Origin of the sequence: Streptomyces sp. NPDC002886, from assembly GCF_042888445.1 — a bacterium.
In the GTDB taxonomy this organism is placed as follows: Bacteria; Actinomycetota; Actinomycetes; order Streptomycetales; family Streptomycetaceae; genus Streptomyces.
Genome location: NZ_JBIAPV010000002.1, coordinates 891,127 through 908,625 on the forward strand (window position 1 = coordinate 891,127; position 17,499 = coordinate 908,625).

Here is a 17,499-nt window from a genome sequence, read left to right on the forward strand (position 1 = left end):
TCCCGCCCCCTGTTGGGGACGGGATCTTGATTGTGGAGCTATGGAGAATTGAACTCCAGACCTCCTGCATGCCATGCAGGCGCTCTACCAACTGAGCTATAGCCCCGCTCTCCGCGACGCTCCCCCCGTTTCCGGTGTTCTGCGCTGCGAACAAGAAGAACTCTAGCCTGTGACCAGCCGGAAAGTGAAATCCGGGTGGGAGCCGCTCCGAGGTGGGCTCAGTCGTCGTCGCCGAGCACCGGTTCGGGCAGCGTGCCGGCGTTGTGTTCCATCAGCCGCCAGCCGCGCGCGCCCTCGCCGAGCACGGACCAGCAGCAGTTGGAGAGCCCGCCGAGGCCCTCCCAGTAGTACGAGTCCAGGCCCAGCAGGCGGCCGATCGTCGTACGGATGGTGCCGCCGTGGCTGACCACCACGAGCGTGCCGCCCGGGGGCAGTCGGTCGGCGTGCTCCAGCACCACCGGCGCGGCCCGGTCGGCGACCTCGGTCTCCAGCTCGCCGCCACCGCGGCGGACCGCCTCGCCGCGCTTCCACGCCGCGTACTGGTCGCCGTACTTGTCCAGGATCTCGTCGTGCGTGAGGCCCTGCCATTCGCCGGCGTACGTCTCGCGCAGCGCCTCGTCGTGCGTCACCGCCAGACCCGTGACGGCTGCCAGCTCGGCAGCCGTGGCGGCGGCGCGCATCAGGTCCGAGGCGATGATGGCGTCGGGCTTCAGCGAGGCGAGCAGCCGGGCGGCACGGCGCGCCTGCGCCACACCGGCCTCGGTCAGCTCGATGTCCGTGGAGCCCTGGAAGCGGCGCTCCAGGTTCCACGAGGTCTGGCCGTGCCGCCACAAGACGATCTTGCGGCTGGTCCGGCTGTTGCCACTGGTCGTACCGCCACCGGTCATGCCGTCACCGGTCGTGCCGTCGTGGGTCGCGCTCAGAACAGATCACCGTCCAGTTCGTCGTCGCCCTGCGCGGCGCGCAGCGCGGCGTGCTCCTCGGCCTTGCCCTTGGTGAGCTTGGCGTCCTCGGGGAGGTCGATCTCGGGGCAGTCCTTCCACAGGCGCTCCAGCGCGTAGAAGACGCGCTCCTCGCTGTGCTGCACGTGGACGACGATGTCGATGTAGTCGAGCAGAATCCAGCGGGCGTCGCGGTCGCCTTCGCGGCGCACCGGCTTGGCGCCCAGCTCCTTCAGGAGCTTCTCCTCGATCTCGTCGACGATCGACTTGACCTGGCGGTCGTTGGGCGCCGAAGCGAGCAGGAAGGCATCGGTGATCGACAGCACGTCGCTGACGTCGTACGCGATGATGTCGTGCGCGAGCCGGTCGGCCGCGGCCTGGGCGGCGGCGGTGATGAGCTCGATGGAGCGGTCCGTGGCGGTCACTGGCCATGCTTTCGGGTTGGCGGGCAGATCCTTACAAGGGTCTCATGTACCGCCGACACCGCCCGCGCGCAGCGTGCCGCGCGGGCGGAGCCGTACCCGACGGGCCCCGCCGCCGTAGGCGGCAGTAGGCCTCGGGAGGGGTCAGGACGGTTTGTAATCCTTGCCCAGCGTCACCACGATGTCCGCGTTCACCGCGTTCTCGGCCTTCTTCACGGCCGTCTCGGGCAGTCCCAGCGTCTTGGCGACCTCGATCGCCTTGTCCCGCTGGGCGTCGTCCTGGTACGTGATCTGCGACGTGGGCACCGTCTTGTCGGCCTTGCCGCCGTCCACCAGGGTGTAGCCGCCGTTGAGCAGGGCCGCCTTCGCCGCCGTGTTCGTCTTGTCGTCGCCGGTCGCGTCCTTCAGGCCGACCCGCGGCAGGGCCCCGGCCGGGGCCTCGGTGACGGAGCCGCCGAGGACCTCCTTGACGACCTTCTTGTTGGCGTCGTCCGTGAGGCCGCCGTCCGGCTTCACCCCGAGCAGGTCGGTGCGGTACGCGCCCACCTTGGCGTGCTCGCCGAGCTTGGCGAGCAGCGCGCCCAGCGTCTGCGCGTTCAGCGCCGGGTCCAGGATCTGCCCGGTGGTCTCCACCGTCATCGCCGCCGACTTGGGATCGCTCGGCACCTTGCGCAGCAGGCCCAGCAGAACCTTGCCGAGCCGGTCCAGCTGCTTGGCCTCCGGCTCGCCCGGCGCCCGGTACGTGGCGTACGCGACGGCCATGGCCCCGCTGAGGCTCTGCTTCGGGCCCTTGCCGACGGCGGGCACCTTCGCCGCGTCGTCCGCCGGGACGGCGACGTCGGTGTCGACCTCGATGCCGCTGACCAGGTCGACGAAGGTCTCCAGGAAGGGGGTGTCCAGGCGCCAGGTGCCGCCGATGCGGGTGCCGAAGACCGAGTCGAGGGATTCCCGTACGCCCAGGCCCCCGTCCGCGACGGCCTTGCCCAGCTGGGCGGTGGTGCCGTCGTCCTTGGAGACGTTCAGGGTGTTCGGCACCAGGACGGTGGCGCCCTGCTTGGTGGTCACGTTGTCGACGAGCAGCGCCGTGGAGGTACCGCCCTTCCGGGTGTTGTGCAGGTGCACGACGATCATGTCGCGCTTCTGCGGACCCGAGGCGGTCGCGCCGGTCGACGCCTTGCCGGGGGCCTCCAGGAACGGCAGCTTGCCCGCGTACCAGAGGTAGCCGAGGCCCGCGACGACGAAGAGGGCCAGCACGACGATCAGCGCCACCACCCGGTTGCGCCCGCGTCGGCGGGCCTCCTCGCGGCGCTCGGTCCGGCTCTCGGTGAAGGCGAGCCAGTCGATGACGTCCTCGGACTCCTCGTCCTCCTGATCGATGAAGGCGAACTGCTCGGTGCGGTACGAGGGCCCCTGCTCCTGCGCGCCCGGCCCCTCGGCCCGGCGCGGCTCCGGGACCTGCGCGGCGGGACGGGACTCCGGCTCGGGCTCGGGAGCCCGCACGGGCGCCTGCGGCGGGGCCTCGGGGGTGGCCTGCTGCGGGATCCACTGCTGGGTGGCCTGGGTGTCGTACTGCGGGACGCCCTGGGTGTCGTACCCGTACTGCGGGGCCTGGGAGGCCTGCGGGTACTGCTGCTGCGGCTGCTGCGGGTAGTACTGCGGGGCCGGCTGCTGGGGCTGCGGGGCCTGCTGGCCGCCGTAGCCCTGGTAGTCGTAGCCGTAGCCCTGCTCGTACTGCTGCTGCTGTTGCTGCTCGTAGGGGGGCGCCGGGTCGGGGGCGGGCTGCGCGGGCACCTGGCCGTACACCGGCCGCCCGTACACGTCGTAGCCGACGAGCTGCTGCTCCTGGCCGGCATACGGGTCGTACGGCTCGTGTCGGTCGTTCACCGCGGGGCCCCTCTCTCCGGAAGCTCAGGCTCCCCGGTACAGCTCACGCTTGTCGATGTAACGGACCACGCCGTCGGGCACGAGGTACCAGACAGGATCCCCCTTGGCCACGCGTGCACGGCAGTCCGTGGACGAAATGGCCAGCGCCGGAACCTCCACGAGGGAGACGCCTCCCTCGGGCAGTCCGTCGTCGGTGAGCACGTGGCCCGGCCGGGTGACGCCGATGAAGTGCGCGAGGGCGAAGAGCTCCTCGGCGTTCCGCCAGGTCAGGATCTGCGCGAGGGCGTCGGCGCCGGTGATGAAGAAGAGGTCGGCGTCGTCGTTGAGGGCGCTCAGGTCCCTCAGGGTATCGATCGTGTAAGTCGGGCCGCCGCGGTCGATGTCGATGCGGCTCACCGAGAACTGCGGGTTCGAGGCGGTCGCGATGACCGTCATCAGATACCGGTCCTCGGCGGACGACACGGCCCGCTGCGACTTCTGCCACGGCTCGCCGGTCGGTACGAACATCACCTCGTCGAGGTGGAACAGCGCGGCCACCTCACTAGCGGCCACCAGGTGTCCGTGGTGGATCGGGTCGAATGTCCCGCCCATCACGCCGAGCCTGCGCTTGACCGGGCCGGTAGGCATTTCCTGCTCTCCCATGAGCGCAGAGCCTACTGGCCCGGTGACGCGGCAGGGACCCGCCTACGGGCTCGTACTCGGTGTACCGAGTGATCGGGGGTTTCGAGGCTTCAGCGGTCCCGGTTCAGGCGCGTGGTGACCCACAGCATCAGCAGCAGGATGCCGAAGGCGGCGCCACCGGTCAGGTACGGGCTCAGGCTGTCGTGGTTGCCGCCGTGCTTCTCGGCTCCCTCGGAGGCGAGGACGACCAGGTTGTGGGCGGTGGAGGCGAGGCTCATCAGGCAGGTACCTATCGAGTCGGGGAGCGGACGGAGATTTCGCTCACATCGTATGCGGGGGCCTGGGGCACGCTCACGTCGACTCAGGCGTTGGAGAGGATAGACGGGCGGGCGGCCGCACACATCAACGGGGAGGGCGCTATGACAGGGACGGGCTTCGACAAGGCACCGGCGCGGGACCGAAAGAGGTTCCCCGGTATTTCCTCACGGGCGTACGAGCATCCGGCGGACCGGTCCGCGCTCGTGGCCCTGCGCAAGCTGACCGGCTTCGACACGGTCTTCAAGGCGCTGAGCGGGCTGTTGCCCGAGCGCAGTCTGCGCCTTCTCTTCCTGTCGGACTCCGTCCGGGTGGGCGAGACGCAGTTCCCGCACCTGCACGCGATGCTCCTGGACGCCTGCTACATCCTGGACCTGGAGAAGGTCCCGCAGATGTACGTACAGCAGGACCCGAAGCCCAATGCCATGTGCATCGGGCTGGACGAGCCGATCATCGTGGTCACCACGGCCCTCGTCGAGCTCCTCGACGAGGAGGAGATGCGGGCGGTGGTGGGCCACGAGGTGGGCCACGCCCTGTCGGGGCACGCCGTGTACCGCACGATCCTGCTGTTCCTGACGACCCTGGCGCTCAAGGTCGCGTGGATCCCGCTGGGCAATGTGGCGATCATGGGGCTCGTGACGGCGCTGCGGGAATGGTTCCGCAAGTCGGAGCTGTCCGCGGACCGCGCGGGGCTGCTGGTGGGGCAGGACGTGCACGCCTCGATGCGCGGGCTGATGAAGCTCGCGGGCGGCAACCACCTCCACGAGATGAATGTCGACGCCTTCCTCGCCCAGGCCGAGGAGTACGAGCAGGGCGGCGATCTGCGCGACTCCGTGCTGAAGATCCTCAACCTGCTGCCCCGGACGCACCCCTTCACGACGGTGCGGGCGGCCGAGCTGAAGAAGTGGTCGCAGAACCGGGACCACCAGCGGATCATGGACGGCCACTATCCGCGGCGCGAGGACGACAAGGACACCTCGGTGACCGACTCCTTCCGGCAGTCCGCCTCGCACTACGCCGACACGGTGCGCACGAGCAAGGACCCGCTGATGAAGCTGGTCGGCGACATCGCCGGCGGTACGGCGGACCTCGGCGGCAAGCTGCGGGACCGGTTCACGGGCGCCGCGGGCGGCGCTGCGGGCTCGGGCGGCAGCGGCAGCGGCAGCGGCAGCGGCGAGGACCGGGGCACCGGCAAGGACACCGGCAAGGGCGGGGCTACGGAGCAGGGCTGACGCCCTCCCCCGGGGTGGCCGCCGGTTTCTCCGCCGGTGTCTCCGTCGGTTTCTCCGCCGGCGCGAGCATCCCGCACAGCCCGGCCGTGCGGCGCGGACTGCCACTGGCGTACGGGTCGGTCGCGGCCGGGCCGGTGGTGGTCGGCCCGGCGCCGGCCGTCAGCGGGCGGAAGCCTCCGGCCGGGTCGGCGGAGCAGGCCTGCGGGCCCGCCATCACATAGGCCGAGACGAGCTCCGCCCGGCGGGCCGTGAGGTCGTCGCGGTCGAAGCGCAGCCGCAGCTCGCGGCGGACGGTGAAGAGCGAGGCCCCGTCCGCCGCGGCCCGCTGGCCGGTGGCGGGGCGCACGGCGTAGACGAAGGTGTGGTCGGAGGTCACCTCCAGCGCGTTCGGGGCCACCTCCGAGGCGGCGAGGACCCCGCTGACCCGGACCCGGGTGTCGGCCACCACCGCGGTGGCCGGGTCGAAGCGGACCAGCCAGCCGGTGACGGCGTGCCGCCCGTTGCCGGACGGCGCGAGCATGCTCTGGTCGAACTGCGTCAGCTGGTCGGGGTCGAGCAGGACGCGCACCGGCCGGGAGGCCTCGCCCGACAGCACGTCGGGGTCCAGCGAGGACTGCACCAGGTAGTCCTTGGCGATGGTCAGCGCGGCCTGGACCTGCTCCTCGCTGAAGTGGCGGGTACGGCGTACGCCGGGGAAGGTGATCCCGGCCGCCCCGATGCGGTACTGCGCCGCCGGACTGTGCGCGTACAGGTCGGCGGGCCGGCCGCCCGGCACGGGCTCGGAGGGTGCGAGCGGGACGACGGTGCTGCTCATCGCCTCGGCCGGGTCCCCGGCGGGCGGCACGTAGGGGTTGCGCAGTCCCATGTAGACGGCGCCGGCGAGCGCCAGAGTGATGCACAGCACGATGATCCGGCCCTGCCGGGCCGCCCCGCCGGAGCCGCTGCGGGGTCCCGGATGGCTCGTGCCGCTCGACCAGATCGAGCGGCTCCGTACGGCGCGGGCGTGCTCGCCCATGCGCTCCTGCGCGGAGAACTCCTGGAGCCGGGCAGCCCGGACGAAGTCCTCGTCGAACACCACCGACCGGTACTCGTCGGCCCGGAACTCGTCGTCGGCCCCGCCGGCACCCTCGGGGGTACCGTTCGGCGGATCTCCTGGCATGGCCATCGCTTCTCCCCGCTGTCCCCGCTCCAGAGAAGCCCCCGCTCCGGCGATGGGGAGCGGGGTCGTACCTTCAGGGTTGGCGGCTGACGCGGTCCATAAACGCTCCGGCGCCGGCGACTTCACCCATCGGAGTGCTGGCGGGGGCCGGAGCCGGCTCCGTGTCGCTCGCCGCGCTGCGGTACACGGCGCTGAAGGCGAGCGCGATCATGCCGAGGCCCATCACGAAGGCGAGCACCCAGGCGACCGGGCGCAGCCACGGAGAACGGCCGCGGTAGGGGCGCAGGCTGCCGCCGTAGGCACCGTACGGGCCTTCCCCGGAACCGGCTCCGTGGCCGTGGTCCCAGCCGGAGTCCTCGGAGTGATAGCCGTCGGCGCCGCCGTAGGCGTACGCGTCGTAGTCCTCGTCGCCCGTCCAGCCGCCGGCGAAGGCCGCGCGGGCGGCCTCGGCCGCCTCGGCGCGCGCCCGGTCACCGGCCCGCTGGCGCTCTGCGGCGCTCGGTTCACGGATCTCGGCGTTCCGGACGAAGTCCTCGTCGAACACCACGGAGGCGAAGTCCTTGTCCGCGCCTCCGCGGTCGTCTGCATGTTCTTCGGGGGTCCCGTCGTCCGGGAACGGCTTGCCCCCCACGTCGTCCGGCACGAGACCAGCGTAGACCTGAGGGACACCTTTGGGCAGGGTGTAGGCCGAAATCCGGCCACACCGTGTTCAGAGCTCGACTACCGTACGTGACCGTCCCCGGTGACGATGTACTTGGTGGAGGTGAGCTCGGGAAGCCCCATCGGGCCCCGGGCGTGCAGCTTCTGCGTGGAGATCCCGATCTCCGCGCCGAAGCCGAACTGACCACCGTCCGTGAACCGGGTGGACGCATTCACAGCGACCGTGGTCGAGTCGACCAGCTGGGTGAAGAGGCGCGCGGCGGCCTGCGAGGTGGTGACGATCGCCTCGGTGTGGCCGGAGGTCCAGCGGCGGATGTGGGCGACGGCGTCGTCGAGGGAATCGACGACGCCCGCGGCGATGTCGTACGAGAGGTACTCGGCGGCCCAGTCCTCGTCGGTGGCGGCCAGCGCGGTGACCTTGGAGTCCTCCGCGTACGCGAGCACCCGCTCGTCGCCGTGGACGGTCACCCCGGCGTCGGCGAGCGCGTCCAGGGCCAGGGGCAGGAAGGCGTCGGCGATGTCCCGGTGGACGAGCAGGGTCTCCGCGGAGTTGCAGACGGAGGGGCGCTGGGCCTTGGAGTTGACGAGGATGTCCACGGCCATGGCCAGGTCGGCCTGGGCGTCCACGTAGACGTGGCAGTTGCCGGTACCGGTCTCGATGACCGGGACGATGGATTCCTCGACCACGGTCTTGATGAGCGAGGCACCGCCGCGCGGGATGAGGACGTCGACGAGGCCGCGGGCGCGCATCAGCTCGCGGACGGAGTCGCGGGACTCGCCGGGTACGAGCTGGATGGCGTCGGCGGGGAGACCGGCCGAGACGATGGCATCGCGCAGGATGCCGACGAGGGCGGTGTTGGAGGCGTAGGCCGAGGAGGAGCCGCGCAGGAGGACGGCGTTGCCGGACTTCAGGCAGAGGGCGGCGGCGTCGACGGTGACGTTGGGGCGGGCCTCGTAGATGATGCCGACTACGCCGAGCGGGACGCGGATCTGGCGGAGGTCGATGCCGTTGGGGAGCGTGGAGCCGCGGACGACCTCGCCGACGGGGTCGGGCAGGGCCGCGACGTCGCGGACGTCGGAGGCGATGGCCGCGATGCGGTCGGGGGTGAGGGTGAGGCGGTCGATGACCGTCTCGCTGGTCCCGGCGGCGGCCGCCTTCGCCGTGTCGACGGCGTTGGCCTCGACGATCTCGGCCGTACGGGCCTCCAGCGCGTCCGCGATGGCCAGCAGGGCCTTGTCCTTGGCGGACCGCGGGAGCGGGGCGATGGCCGCGGCGGCGGTCCGGGCGGCTTGCGCGGTGGCGATCACGGGTGAGGTCGTGGCATCGAGCGAGGTCATGCCGCCAGGGTAATCCCCGCCCAGCCCTGGGCCGATGGGGTCCCACCCCGCGAGACGCCTTCTTCCCGCGGAGCTCGCACCGCTGCGCCGGCTTCGCCCGGGCTGCACCGGGCTCCGCCCGGTGGGCGGGTGCGGGTGGGCTGCCCTGCGGGGCTGGGTCCCCTACCCGCCCTTCCACCGTTCCCCGGCTCTGCCCGGACCCCGAAACCCCTGGGGCTCCGCCCCAGACCCCGCTCCTCAAACGCCGGAGGGGCTGGATTCGGCTGACGCCGCACGCGGCAACGGGTCCGGGGCGGAGCCCCGGGGAACGGGCGAAGGGTGGGTAGGGGACATCCCCGCAGGGCCCTCCCAGCTCCGCCCGGCGCGTTCAGTAGGGGTGCACGCCTACCGGGTGGGCCGGGGGTGGGCCGTAGCCTTCGGCCACGCGTTGGTGGTAGGTGGCTCGGTCGATGACTTCGAGGCCGACGATCTCCCAGGGCGGAAGCTTCGCCGAGGACCGGTGTTCCCCCCAGAGCCGCAGTGCCACGGCCGCCGCGTCGTGGAGGTCGCGGGCTTCCTCCCAGTAGCGGATCTCGGCGTGGTCGTCGGCGTAGCGGCTGGTCAGCAGGAAGGGGTGGTCATGGGCGAGCTGCTCCAGCCCGCGGCGTACGTCGCACAGCGGCGCGGGCTTCCCGGAGACGCTCAGGGTGATGTGCCAAAGACGCGAGGCGTCCTGGTCCTCCCCGCTCCCGCCGACGTCACCGTCCCCGGTGCCGACGCTGGTCAGCGCTCGTCTCACCAGCCGCCTCCTTGTCTGCGCTACGCGTGTCCGCCCCTCACAGTTGACCAGTCCTCGGCCCACCGCGCGGCGGTTTTACGTAAACCTCAGCCCTCCAGCAGGACCAGATCGTCGCGGTGGACGACCTCCCGCTCGTACTCGGGTCCGAGTTCCCGGGCGAGCTCGCGGGTGGAGCGGCCGAGGAGCTGCGGGAGCTCCTTGGCGTCGAAGTTGACGAGGCCGCGCGCCACCGCCCGGCCGTCGGCCGAGCGCAGTTCCACGGGGTCCCCGGCGACGAAGTCGCCCTCGACCGCGGCGATCCCGGCGGGCAGCAGCGAACTGCCGCGCTCGGTCACCGCGCGGACGGCTCCGTCGTCCAGGACGAGGTGTCCCTGGGGGGTCGAAGCGTGCTGGAGCCAGAGCAGCCGGTCCGTGGAGCGGCGTCCGGTGGAGTGGAAGAGGGTGCCGGTCGCCCGTCCGGCCAGGGCGTCCGCGGCCTGGCTGGCCGAGGTCAGGACGACCGGGATGCCGGCCGCGGCGGCGATGCGCGCCGCCTCGACCTTGGTGGCCATGCCGCCGGTGCCGACGCCGGCCTTGCCCACGCTGCCGATGGTGACGTGGGCGATGTCCTCGGGGCCGCGCACCTCGTCGATGCGGCTGGTGCCGGGCTGGGACGGGTCCCCGTCGTAGAGGCCGTCCACGTCCGAGAGCAGGACGAGGAGGTCGGCGCGGACCAGGTGGGCCACGAGCGCGGCGAGGCGGTCGTTGTCGCCGAAGCGGATCTCGTCGGTGGCGACGGTGTCGTTCTCGTTGACGACGGGCAGCGCCCCCATGGCCAGGAGCTGGTCCAGGGTCCGGTAGGCGTTGCGGTAGTGCGCGCGCCGGCTCGTGTCGTCGGTGGTCAGCAGCACCTGGCCGACGCGTACGCCGTACCGCGCGAAGGAGGCCGTGTAGCGGGCGACGAGGAGGCCTTGGCCGACGCTCGCGGCAGCCTGCTGGCGGGCCAGGTCGGTGGGGCGGCGGCGCAGGCCGAGCGGGGAGAGTCCGGCGGCGATGGCTCCGCTGGAGACCAGGACGATCTCCTTCTCGCCGCCGCTGCGCGCCTTGGCCAGTACGTCGACCAGCGCGTCCACCCGGTCGGCGTCGAGTCCGCCGGCCGCCGTGGTCAGGGAGGAGGAGCCGACCTTGACCACGATCCTGCGCGCGTCGAGCACACCCTGCCTAGCCGCTGACACTTCTGTCCCCTGCCCCTTGACCCGACCTGTGAACCTGCCCGTCCAATCTACGGGGTGCCCCGGCCGGGACGCCCTCCGGTTTCAGACCGTGGACGCCCTGTGGGTCTGCTCCGGCTCCCCGGCCGCTCCGGCGGTCCCCGGAATGAGGATCTTGCGGGAGAGCACGAAGGTGAAGGGGATGGCCACGACGGCCGCGACGAGCGGCGCGATCTTGGTGTTCATGCCGGCCCAGGTCACCAGGGCGTAGAGGCCCGCGGACTGGATCACGTAGTTCGTGATGTTGGTCAGCGGGAAGAGCAGGAACTTCTTCCAGGTCGGCCGGGTCCGGTAGGTGAAGTAGGTGTTCATGAAGAACGAGCCGACCATCGCCAGCACGAAGGCGAGGGAGTACGCGGCGAAGTACGGCATCCACGGGTGCAGGGCCAGGTAGAGGAGGAAGAAGGTCCCGGTGTTGACCCCGCCGACCAGGCCGAACCGGATGATCTGGCCCAGCTTGGCCTTCCGGTCGGCGGCAGGTCGCGCGTCCACCTGCCCGTCCGTCGTGTGTGACATCAGTTGCTTCGCTCCGCGATCACGGCCTGCGCCTCGGGCCGCAGCGCGTCCCGGGCGTCCGTGGGGCCGGCCGTCCGGTCGGCGCCGTGCGCCTCCTTGACCAGGAAGTGCGGCCTGCGCTTGGTCTCGTAGTAGATGCGGCCGATGTACTCGCCGATCAGGCCCAGCATGATCATCTGAACGCCGCCCAGGCCAGCGATGAGCGCGACGATCGTGACGTAACCCGGGGACTCCACCCCGTTGGTCATCGCCATGACGGCGATGAACAGGGCGTAGAGCACCGTCAGGGCCACCAGCGACACGCCCGACCAGATGCCGATGCGCAGCGGCCGGTTGTTGAAGGAGATGAGCCCGTCCATGCCGTAGTTCAGCAGGGCGCCGAACTTCCACTTCGTCTCACCGGCCTCGCGCTGCGCGTTGCGGTAGTCGAAGTGGACCGTGTCGAAACCGATCCAGGAGAAGAGGCCCTTGGAGAAGCGGTTGTACTCGGGCAGCGACAGCAGCGCGTCCACGGCCGGGCGGGACAGCAGCCGGAAGTCGCCGACGCCGTCGGTGAGCTCCACGTCGACCCAGCGGTTGATGCCCCGGTAGTAGAGGCGGCTCAGCGCCGTGCGGACCTTCTTGTCCCCTTCACGGGTGCGGCGGGCGATGATCTGGTCATGGCCCAGCCGGTAGTAGTCGAGCATGGTGGCGATGAGCTCCGGCGGGTGCTGGAGGTCCGCGTCCATGATGACCACCGCGTCGCCGGTCGCCTCGCGCAGGCCGGCGAGCATGCCCGCCTCCTTGCCGAAGTTGCGGCTGAAGGAGACGTAGCGGGTCTGGTCGGAGTACTGCGCCGCGATCTTGCGGAGTTTGCCGAGGGTTCCGTCACGGCTACCGTCGTCGACGTAGCACACCTCGTACTCGACGGGCAGCGCGTCCAGGACCTTGCGAATCTCCGTGTCGAAGCTGTCGATGACGGCTTCTTCGTTGTAGCAAGGGACTACTACAGACAGCTTCATGCACACTTCCTGCGGTCCGAACGGGTGATTTACGGCGACCGGACCTGCCACTCACCTCTTCGTTAGAAGTATGCACGGCGGTGGCCGCCCTGCCGGGCACGAGTGCGGCACAGGGTAGCTTTGACGGGATAAACGCAATGAAACAGAGGGATCGAGGTGCACGTGCCTGACGTCTCCGTGGTCGTCATCGTCTACAACGACGCAGAGCGTCTCCCGGCAGCCGTCCAGTCGGTTTTGGACCAGACCCTGCACGGGGTCGAGGTCGTGATCGTGGACGACTGCAGCAAGGACGGGTCCTACGCGGTCGCCCAGAAGCTCGAAACCGCGCATCCGGGGAGGGTGCGCGCCTTCCGGCTGCCGGAGAACAGCGGGGGCTGCGGCGCCCCGCGCAATCACGGCATCCAGCAAGCCACCGGCACCTACGTCATGTTCCTGGACAGCGACGACGTGCTGGAACGCAATGCCTGCCGCAACATGCTGGACGCCGCCGTGCGGACCGGGTCCGACCTGGTCTCCGGCATGTGCGTCCGGGTCCACCTCGACAGCCGTTCGGGCAAGACCACCGAGTGGTACCCGTGGATCTACGCGCGCACCCGCACGCTGGAGTCGATCACCGAGTACCCGGACCTGCTGGTCTACGACACCCTCTCCACGAACAAGTGCTACCGGCGCGCGTTCCTGCTGGAGCAGGGCCTGGAGTTCCCGGTCGGCATCCACTACGAGGACCTGCTCTTCTCCGCGCAGGCCTACGTCGCCGCCGGCCGCATCACGCTCATCCCCAACCACGTCTACTACTGGAACGTGCAGGAGAGCGCCTCGGCGAAGTCGATCAGCAACCGGCGCCACGAGATCGAGAACTTCGTCCACCGGATGGAGATCCACCGCCGCGTCGACGAACTGCTGGCGTCCAAGGGCCACGCGGAGATCAAGTCCGCGAAGGACGCCAAGTTCCTCAAGCACGACCTGGTGCTCCACCTGCGCGACCTGCCGCTGCTCGACGACGCGTACCGCCAGGAGTTCGCCCGGCTCGCCAACGGCTACCTGGCCGGCATCGACCCGGCCGCGTACGACAACGTCAGCAACATCCAGGCCATCTGCGCCTACCTGCTCGGCAAGGAGGACTGGGACAACCTCCTGCTCGCCGCCGACGCCATGACCAACCACGGCCGGCTCACCTCCCCGCTCGCCGAGCGCGACGGGCGCGTGTACTGGTGCGACCGGCACATCGACGGTCCCGACGCGGACGAGGCCCGCCGGATACTGGACGTCACCAACCAGTCCTACGCCGGTGCGCCGCTCTCCTCCCTCGCGCTGGGCAACCGCCTCAGCTCGTACGAGGACGACGGCCGCGGCACGGTCACCATGTCGGGCGCCATCGTGAACCCGCTGGGGCGGATCCGCCCCGACGCGGACCTGAAGGCCACGCTGGAGTTCCGCGCCCGCCGGCAGATCGGCGTCCGTTCCTTCAGCTTCCCGGTGGCCGACGTGCGCCACGCCGGGGACACGATCGAGTGGAAGACCACGGCCGACATCCGCGGCACCATCCGCCCGCTCGGCATCATCGACGCGGTCTGGGACGTACGCCTGAAGCTGACGGTCGGCAAGGACCGGCTCACCACCCGCGTCTCCGTCGGCGGGGTCGACCTGGAGAAGGCGGCCCGGCTGCGCGTGCGCCCGAGGCTGACCCGGCTGGTCTCCGACCGCTTCGCGCCGGAGATGACCAAGAAGGGCAACCTCTCCTACGTCCTGACCGCCGAGGGCGCCGCCGCCGTGCGCACCCAGGCGCTGATCGACGGCGCGATGCACGGCAAGGCCGCCGGCGTGGTCAAGCGGAGCCTGCGCAAGGCCCTGCGGGCCCGCCGCAACATGGGCTCGGGCGAGCAGAAGGTCAAGGTCTACCACGAGGTCTTCTCGAAGCTGCCCATCAAGAAGGGCACGATCGTCTTCGAGAGCCACATGGGCAAGCAGTACAGCGACAGCCCGAAGGCGATCTACGAGGAGCTGGTGCGCTCCGGCGTGCAGTTCGAGGCGATCTGGTCGCACGCGGGCGGCAAGTCCACGGGCTTCCCCAAGGACGCCACCCTGGTGCGGCGCTGGAGCTGGGCCTACCTGCGGGCGCTGGCCCAGGCCGAGTACTGGGTCGACAACCAGGGCTTCCCGCTGGCGCTGGCCAAGCGCCCGGGGACCACGTACATCCAGACCTGGCACGGCTCGGCCCTCAAGCGGATGGGCTTCCACGAGCCCCGCACCAAGGCGCAGGACCGTGCGGGCCAGGACCGCTTCCAGGAGGCCGTCGACCGCTTCGACCACTTCCTGATCCGGTCCGAGCACGACGCCCGCACCCTCGCCAAGGGCTTCCGGCTGCGTGACGAGGTGCTGCTGCGCACGGGCTACCCGCGCAACGACGCCCTGGTCGCGGCCCACCGCTCCGAGGCGCAGAGCGGCGAGCGGGTCCGCGGACCCCTGGCCGGCGAGTTCGGGATCGACCCGGAGAAGAAGGTGCTGCTGTACGCGCCGACCTTCCGGGCGAGCGCGGACGGCACGGTGGAGGGCTTCGAGTTCCCCTTCGACGTGGAGGAGTTCGCCGACCGGCTCGGTGACCGCTTCACGCTGCTGGTGCGCACCCACTACCTCAACAGCGTCACGCTGCCGCCGTCGGTCGCGGGCCGCGTCATCGACGTGTCCAAGCACCACGACATCACTCCGCTGCTGGCGCTCGCGGACGGGCTGATCACGGACTACTCGTCCGTGATGTTCGACTACGCGGTCCTGGACCGGCCGATGCTGTTCTTCGCGTACGACTACGAGAAGTACGCGAACGACATCCGCGGCACGTACTTCGACCTCAAGGAGAAGGCACCGGGCCCGGTGGTCGCCACCGCGGACGAGCTGCTCCAGGCCCTCGCCGCCTTCGACGAGGCGGATGCCAAGTACGCCGAGGCGCGCCAGCGTTTCCTCGCCGAGTTCGGCGAGTACGACCGCGGGGACGCGGCCCGGCAGATCGTCGAGAAGTTCTTCACCAGGAGCGGCAAGTGAGCCAGCAGACTTCCACCGCCCAGGAGACGCCGGAGGCCCCGGACGGAGCCGCCGGCGGTCGTGACATCTTCCTCGTCTCCAACAGCGTGGACGAACTCGGCGGCGTGACCACTTGGTCGCACCAGATGGCCCGGCTGTTCACCGAGCGCGGTCACCGGGTCCACATCGTCGGCATCACCCCCGTCGACGAGGAGATCCGCCAGCACCTTCCGGCGGACCTCCCCTACGCGGTGACCACGCTGTACGACGCCCGTCCGCCGGCGGCGCGCAGCCTGCACGGCATCAAGGGCCGGCTCAACGCGCCCGAACGCCGCCGCCAGGCGGCCCGCCGGGCGAAGATGCAGGCCAAGGCGGACCAGCTGGGCGAGCTGCTGCGCGCGGCCCGCCCCGGCGCCGTGGTGATCGTCACCCAGATCTGGGCGATGGAGTGGGTGGCCCTCGCCGACACCAAGCAGTGCACGGTGATCGGCATGAGCCACGAGTCCTTCGAGGCGAGCAACCGATCCTCCAGGGGCCAGCGGGTCCGCCGGTACTACCGGGAGGTCGACCGCATGCTCGTGCTGACCCCCGAGGACTCGGACCTCTGGATCCGCTCGGGCATGGAGAACGTCTCCAGCATGCCGAACCCGCTGCCGTTCATGCCCGCCGCCCCCGCCCCGCGCACCGAGAAGGTCGTGGCGAGCGTCGGCCGCCTCGCCTTCGAGAAGGGCATGGACCTGCTGCTCGACGCGTGGGCCGACGTCTCCCCGCACCACCCCGACTGGGTCCTGCGGATCTACGGGGCCGGCCTGGAGGAGGCGACCCTGCGGGCGCACGCCACCGGGCTCGGCCTGGACGACTCCGTGGAGTGGATGGGCAGCACCAGCGACGTGCTGGGCGCGCTGAACGGGGCCTCCGTCTTCGCTCAGGCCTCGCGCGCCGAGGGGTTCCCGATCACGCTGCTGGAAGCCATGGCCGCCGGTGTGCCGGTGGCCGCCTTCGACTGCGCGCCGGGTGTCCGGGAGATCGTGACGCACGGCGAGGACGGGCTGCTGGCCCGGCTGGGCAACACGATAGAGCTGGCCGGACAGCTGGAACGGCTGATGGCCGACCGCGAACTGCGCGACCGGCTCGGCGACGCCGCCTTCCACAACGTGCAGCGGTACTCCAGCGTCGAGATCACCGACCGGTGGGAGGAGCTGTTCTCCTTCCTGGAGCGCTGAGTCCCGCGGACTGAGCCCGACGCTCCACGCGCGTACGAAGCCGCCCGCCCCGGAATCGACCGGGACGGGCGGCTTCTTCGTACGCTCTACGGGCCGCGCAGTGCGCGCTACGGGCCTCAGGCCTTGCGGTGGGCCTCCCAGCCCTCCCAGGCCGAGGTGATCATCTCGCGCACGTCGTGGCGCGCCTTCCAGCCCAGCTCCGACGAGATCCGGTCGGCGGAGGCGACGACCTTCGCCGGGTCGCCGGCGCGGCGCGGGGAGACCACGGGCGCGTAGGCGGGATCGGTGTGCCCGGTGGCCTCGTTGACCAGCTCGACCATCTCGCGGACGGAAACGCCCTCGCCCCGGCCGATGTTGACGGTGAGGTCCTTGTACTCGCCCTGCGCGCCCCATTCGACGAGCTTGCGGGCGGCCACCACGTGGGCCTCCGCGAGGTCGGCTACGTGGATGTAGTCACGGATGCAAGTGCCGTCCGGGGTGGCGTAGTCGTCGCCGAAGATCCGGGCCCCCTCGCCCTTGCCGAACCGCTCGAAGATCATCGGGACCAGGTTGAAGACCCCGGTGTCGGCCAGCTCGGGAGCCGCGGCGCCCGCCACGTTGAAGTAGCGCAGGCAGGCGGTGGAGATGCCGTGGGCCTTGCCCGCGGCGCGGACCAGCCATTCACCCGCCAGCTTCGTCTCGCCGTACGGGCTCAGCGGCAGGCACGGGGTGTCCTCGGTGACGAGGTCCACGTCCGGCATCCCGTACACGGAGGCGGAGGAGGAGAAGAGGAAGTTGCGCACGCCCGCGGCCGCCACGGCCTGGAGCAGGACGGTGAGGCCGCCCACGTTCTCCTCGTAGTAGTGCAGCGGCTTCTGCACCGACTCGCCGACCTGCTTCTTGCCCGCCAGGTGGACCACGCCGGTGATCCGGTGCCGGGCGAAGGTCTCGTCGAGGACCTGCCGGTCGAGCACGGATCCGACCACCAGCGGGACGCCCTCCGGGACGCGGTCGGCGTTGCCGGTGGAGAGGTCGTCCAGCACCACGACCTCCTCACCCGCAAGCAGCATCGCGCGGACGACGTGCGCCCCGATGTAACCGGCACCACCAGTGATCAGAAACGTCATGCGTGTCTCCCTAGGTCTCTTTCGTGCTTGTCGTCCGG

At 70.7% G+C, this 17,499-nt stretch carries 16 protein-coding genes and 1 tRNA gene; 3 read left to right on the plus strand and 14 right to left on the minus strand.

The genetic code is table 11. The features are described 5' to 3' along the window. Window positions 1–33 precede the first annotated feature (33 nt). From ACFYYB_RS10250 to ACFYYB_RS10275, 6 genes are all read right to left on the minus strand, one after another. Window positions 34–106 (minus strand) — tRNA-Ala (locus tag ACFYYB_RS10250). 112 nt (window positions 107–218) lie between these two features. After that, entirely contained in the window at window positions 219–887 is a 669-nt protein-coding gene (locus tag ACFYYB_RS10255; RefSeq protein ID WP_389434463.1) for a histidine phosphatase family protein, read from the minus strand. A gap of 32 nt (window positions 888–919) precedes the next feature. After that, on the minus strand, window positions 920–1,366 hold the full coding sequence (gene rsfS / locus ACFYYB_RS10260) for a ribosome silencing factor (protein ID WP_250739445.1): 447 nt from the start codon (window positions 1,364–1,366) through the stop codon (window positions 920–922). Between the two features lie 141 nt (window positions 1,367–1,507). Then, window positions 1,508–3,247: a LytR C-terminal domain-containing protein gene (locus ACFYYB_RS10265; protein ID WP_389434464.1), complete on the minus strand. Its 1,740-nt coding sequence runs from the start codon at window positions 3,245–3,247 to the stop codon at window positions 1,508–1,510. A 24-nt stretch (window positions 3,248–3,271) separates the two neighbouring features. After that, entirely contained in the window at window positions 3,272–3,889 is a 618-nt protein-coding gene (nadD, locus tag ACFYYB_RS10270; RefSeq protein WP_243334788.1) for a nicotinate-nucleotide adenylyltransferase, read from the minus strand. 89 nt (window positions 3,890–3,978) lie between these two features. Then, window positions 3,979–4,146 (minus strand): hypothetical protein, encoded by a 168-nt coding sequence (locus tag ACFYYB_RS10275; protein WP_266877591.1) that lies wholly within the window; start codon window positions 4,144–4,146, stop codon window positions 3,979–3,981. Between the two features lie 141 nt (window positions 4,147–4,287). Between ACFYYB_RS10275 and ACFYYB_RS10280 the strand changes: the two genes are divergently transcribed. Then, window positions 4,288–5,415, plus strand: coding sequence for a M48 family metallopeptidase (locus tag ACFYYB_RS10280; protein WP_389434467.1), 1,128 nt, complete (start codon window positions 4,288–4,290; stop codon window positions 5,413–5,415). Here the strand turns inward: ACFYYB_RS10280 and ACFYYB_RS10285 are convergent. The 7 genes from ACFYYB_RS10285 to ACFYYB_RS10315 form a co-directional block, all read right to left on the minus strand. Further along, window positions 5,399–6,580, minus strand: a complete 1,182-nt coding sequence (locus ACFYYB_RS10285) for a hypothetical protein (RefSeq protein WP_389434469.1) — start codon at window positions 6,578–6,580, stop codon at window positions 5,399–5,401. The two genes, ACFYYB_RS10280 and ACFYYB_RS10285, sit on opposite strands and share 17 nt — an antisense overlap. Before the next feature lie 67 nt (window positions 6,581–6,647). Then, entirely contained in the window at window positions 6,648–7,217 is a 570-nt protein-coding gene (locus ACFYYB_RS10290) for a hypothetical protein (RefSeq protein WP_389434471.1), read from the minus strand. Between the two features lie 77 nt (window positions 7,218–7,294). Next, the gene (locus ACFYYB_RS10295; protein WP_327306784.1) at window positions 7,295–8,572 is read right to left on the minus strand and encodes a glutamate-5-semialdehyde dehydrogenase; all 1,278 of its coding nucleotides are present in this window, start codon (window positions 8,570–8,572) and stop codon (window positions 7,295–7,297) included. A 367-nt stretch (window positions 8,573–8,939) separates the two neighbouring features. Beyond that, window positions 8,940–9,338, minus strand: coding sequence for a hypothetical protein (locus tag ACFYYB_RS10300; RefSeq protein ID WP_327309446.1), 399 nt, complete (start codon window positions 9,336–9,338; stop codon window positions 8,940–8,942). Window positions 9,339–9,436: 98 nt separating this feature from the next. Further along, window positions 9,437–10,564: a glutamate 5-kinase gene (proB, locus tag ACFYYB_RS10305; protein WP_389434474.1), complete on the minus strand. Its 1,128-nt coding sequence runs from the start codon at window positions 10,562–10,564 to the stop codon at window positions 9,437–9,439. An 81-nt stretch (window positions 10,565–10,645) separates the two neighbouring features. Continuing rightward, on the minus strand, window positions 10,646–11,116 hold the full coding sequence (locus tag ACFYYB_RS10310; RefSeq protein WP_389434476.1) for a GtrA family protein: 471 nt from the start codon (window positions 11,114–11,116) through the stop codon (window positions 10,646–10,648). Further along, entirely contained in the window at window positions 11,116–12,117 is a 1,002-nt protein-coding gene (locus ACFYYB_RS10315) for a glycosyltransferase family 2 protein (RefSeq protein WP_389434478.1), read from the minus strand. Before ACFYYB_RS10315 ends, ACFYYB_RS10310 begins: the two co-directional genes overlap by 1 nt. A 156-nt stretch (window positions 12,118–12,273) precedes the next feature. On the opposite strand from ACFYYB_RS10315, the gene ACFYYB_RS10320 reads away from it, so the two are divergent. After that, window positions 12,274–15,153: a CDP-glycerol glycerophosphotransferase family protein gene (locus ACFYYB_RS10320; RefSeq protein WP_389434479.1), complete on the plus strand. Its 2,880-nt coding sequence runs from the start codon at window positions 12,274–12,276 to the stop codon at window positions 15,151–15,153. Beyond that, complete coding sequence (locus tag ACFYYB_RS10325) at window positions 15,150–16,355, plus strand: glycosyltransferase (protein ID WP_389434481.1); 1,206 nt, start codon at window positions 15,150–15,152, stop codon at window positions 16,353–16,355. The genes ACFYYB_RS10320 and ACFYYB_RS10325 overlap by 4 nt, the downstream gene beginning before the upstream one ends. A 116-nt stretch (window positions 16,356–16,471) precedes the next feature. On the opposite strand, the gene galE is transcribed toward ACFYYB_RS10325, so the two are convergent. Further along, window positions 16,472–17,461 (minus strand): UDP-glucose 4-epimerase GalE, encoded by a 990-nt coding sequence (gene galE / locus ACFYYB_RS10330; RefSeq protein WP_389434482.1) that lies wholly within the window; start codon window positions 17,459–17,461, stop codon window positions 16,472–16,474. Window positions 17,462–17,499: the final 38 nt, after the last annotated feature.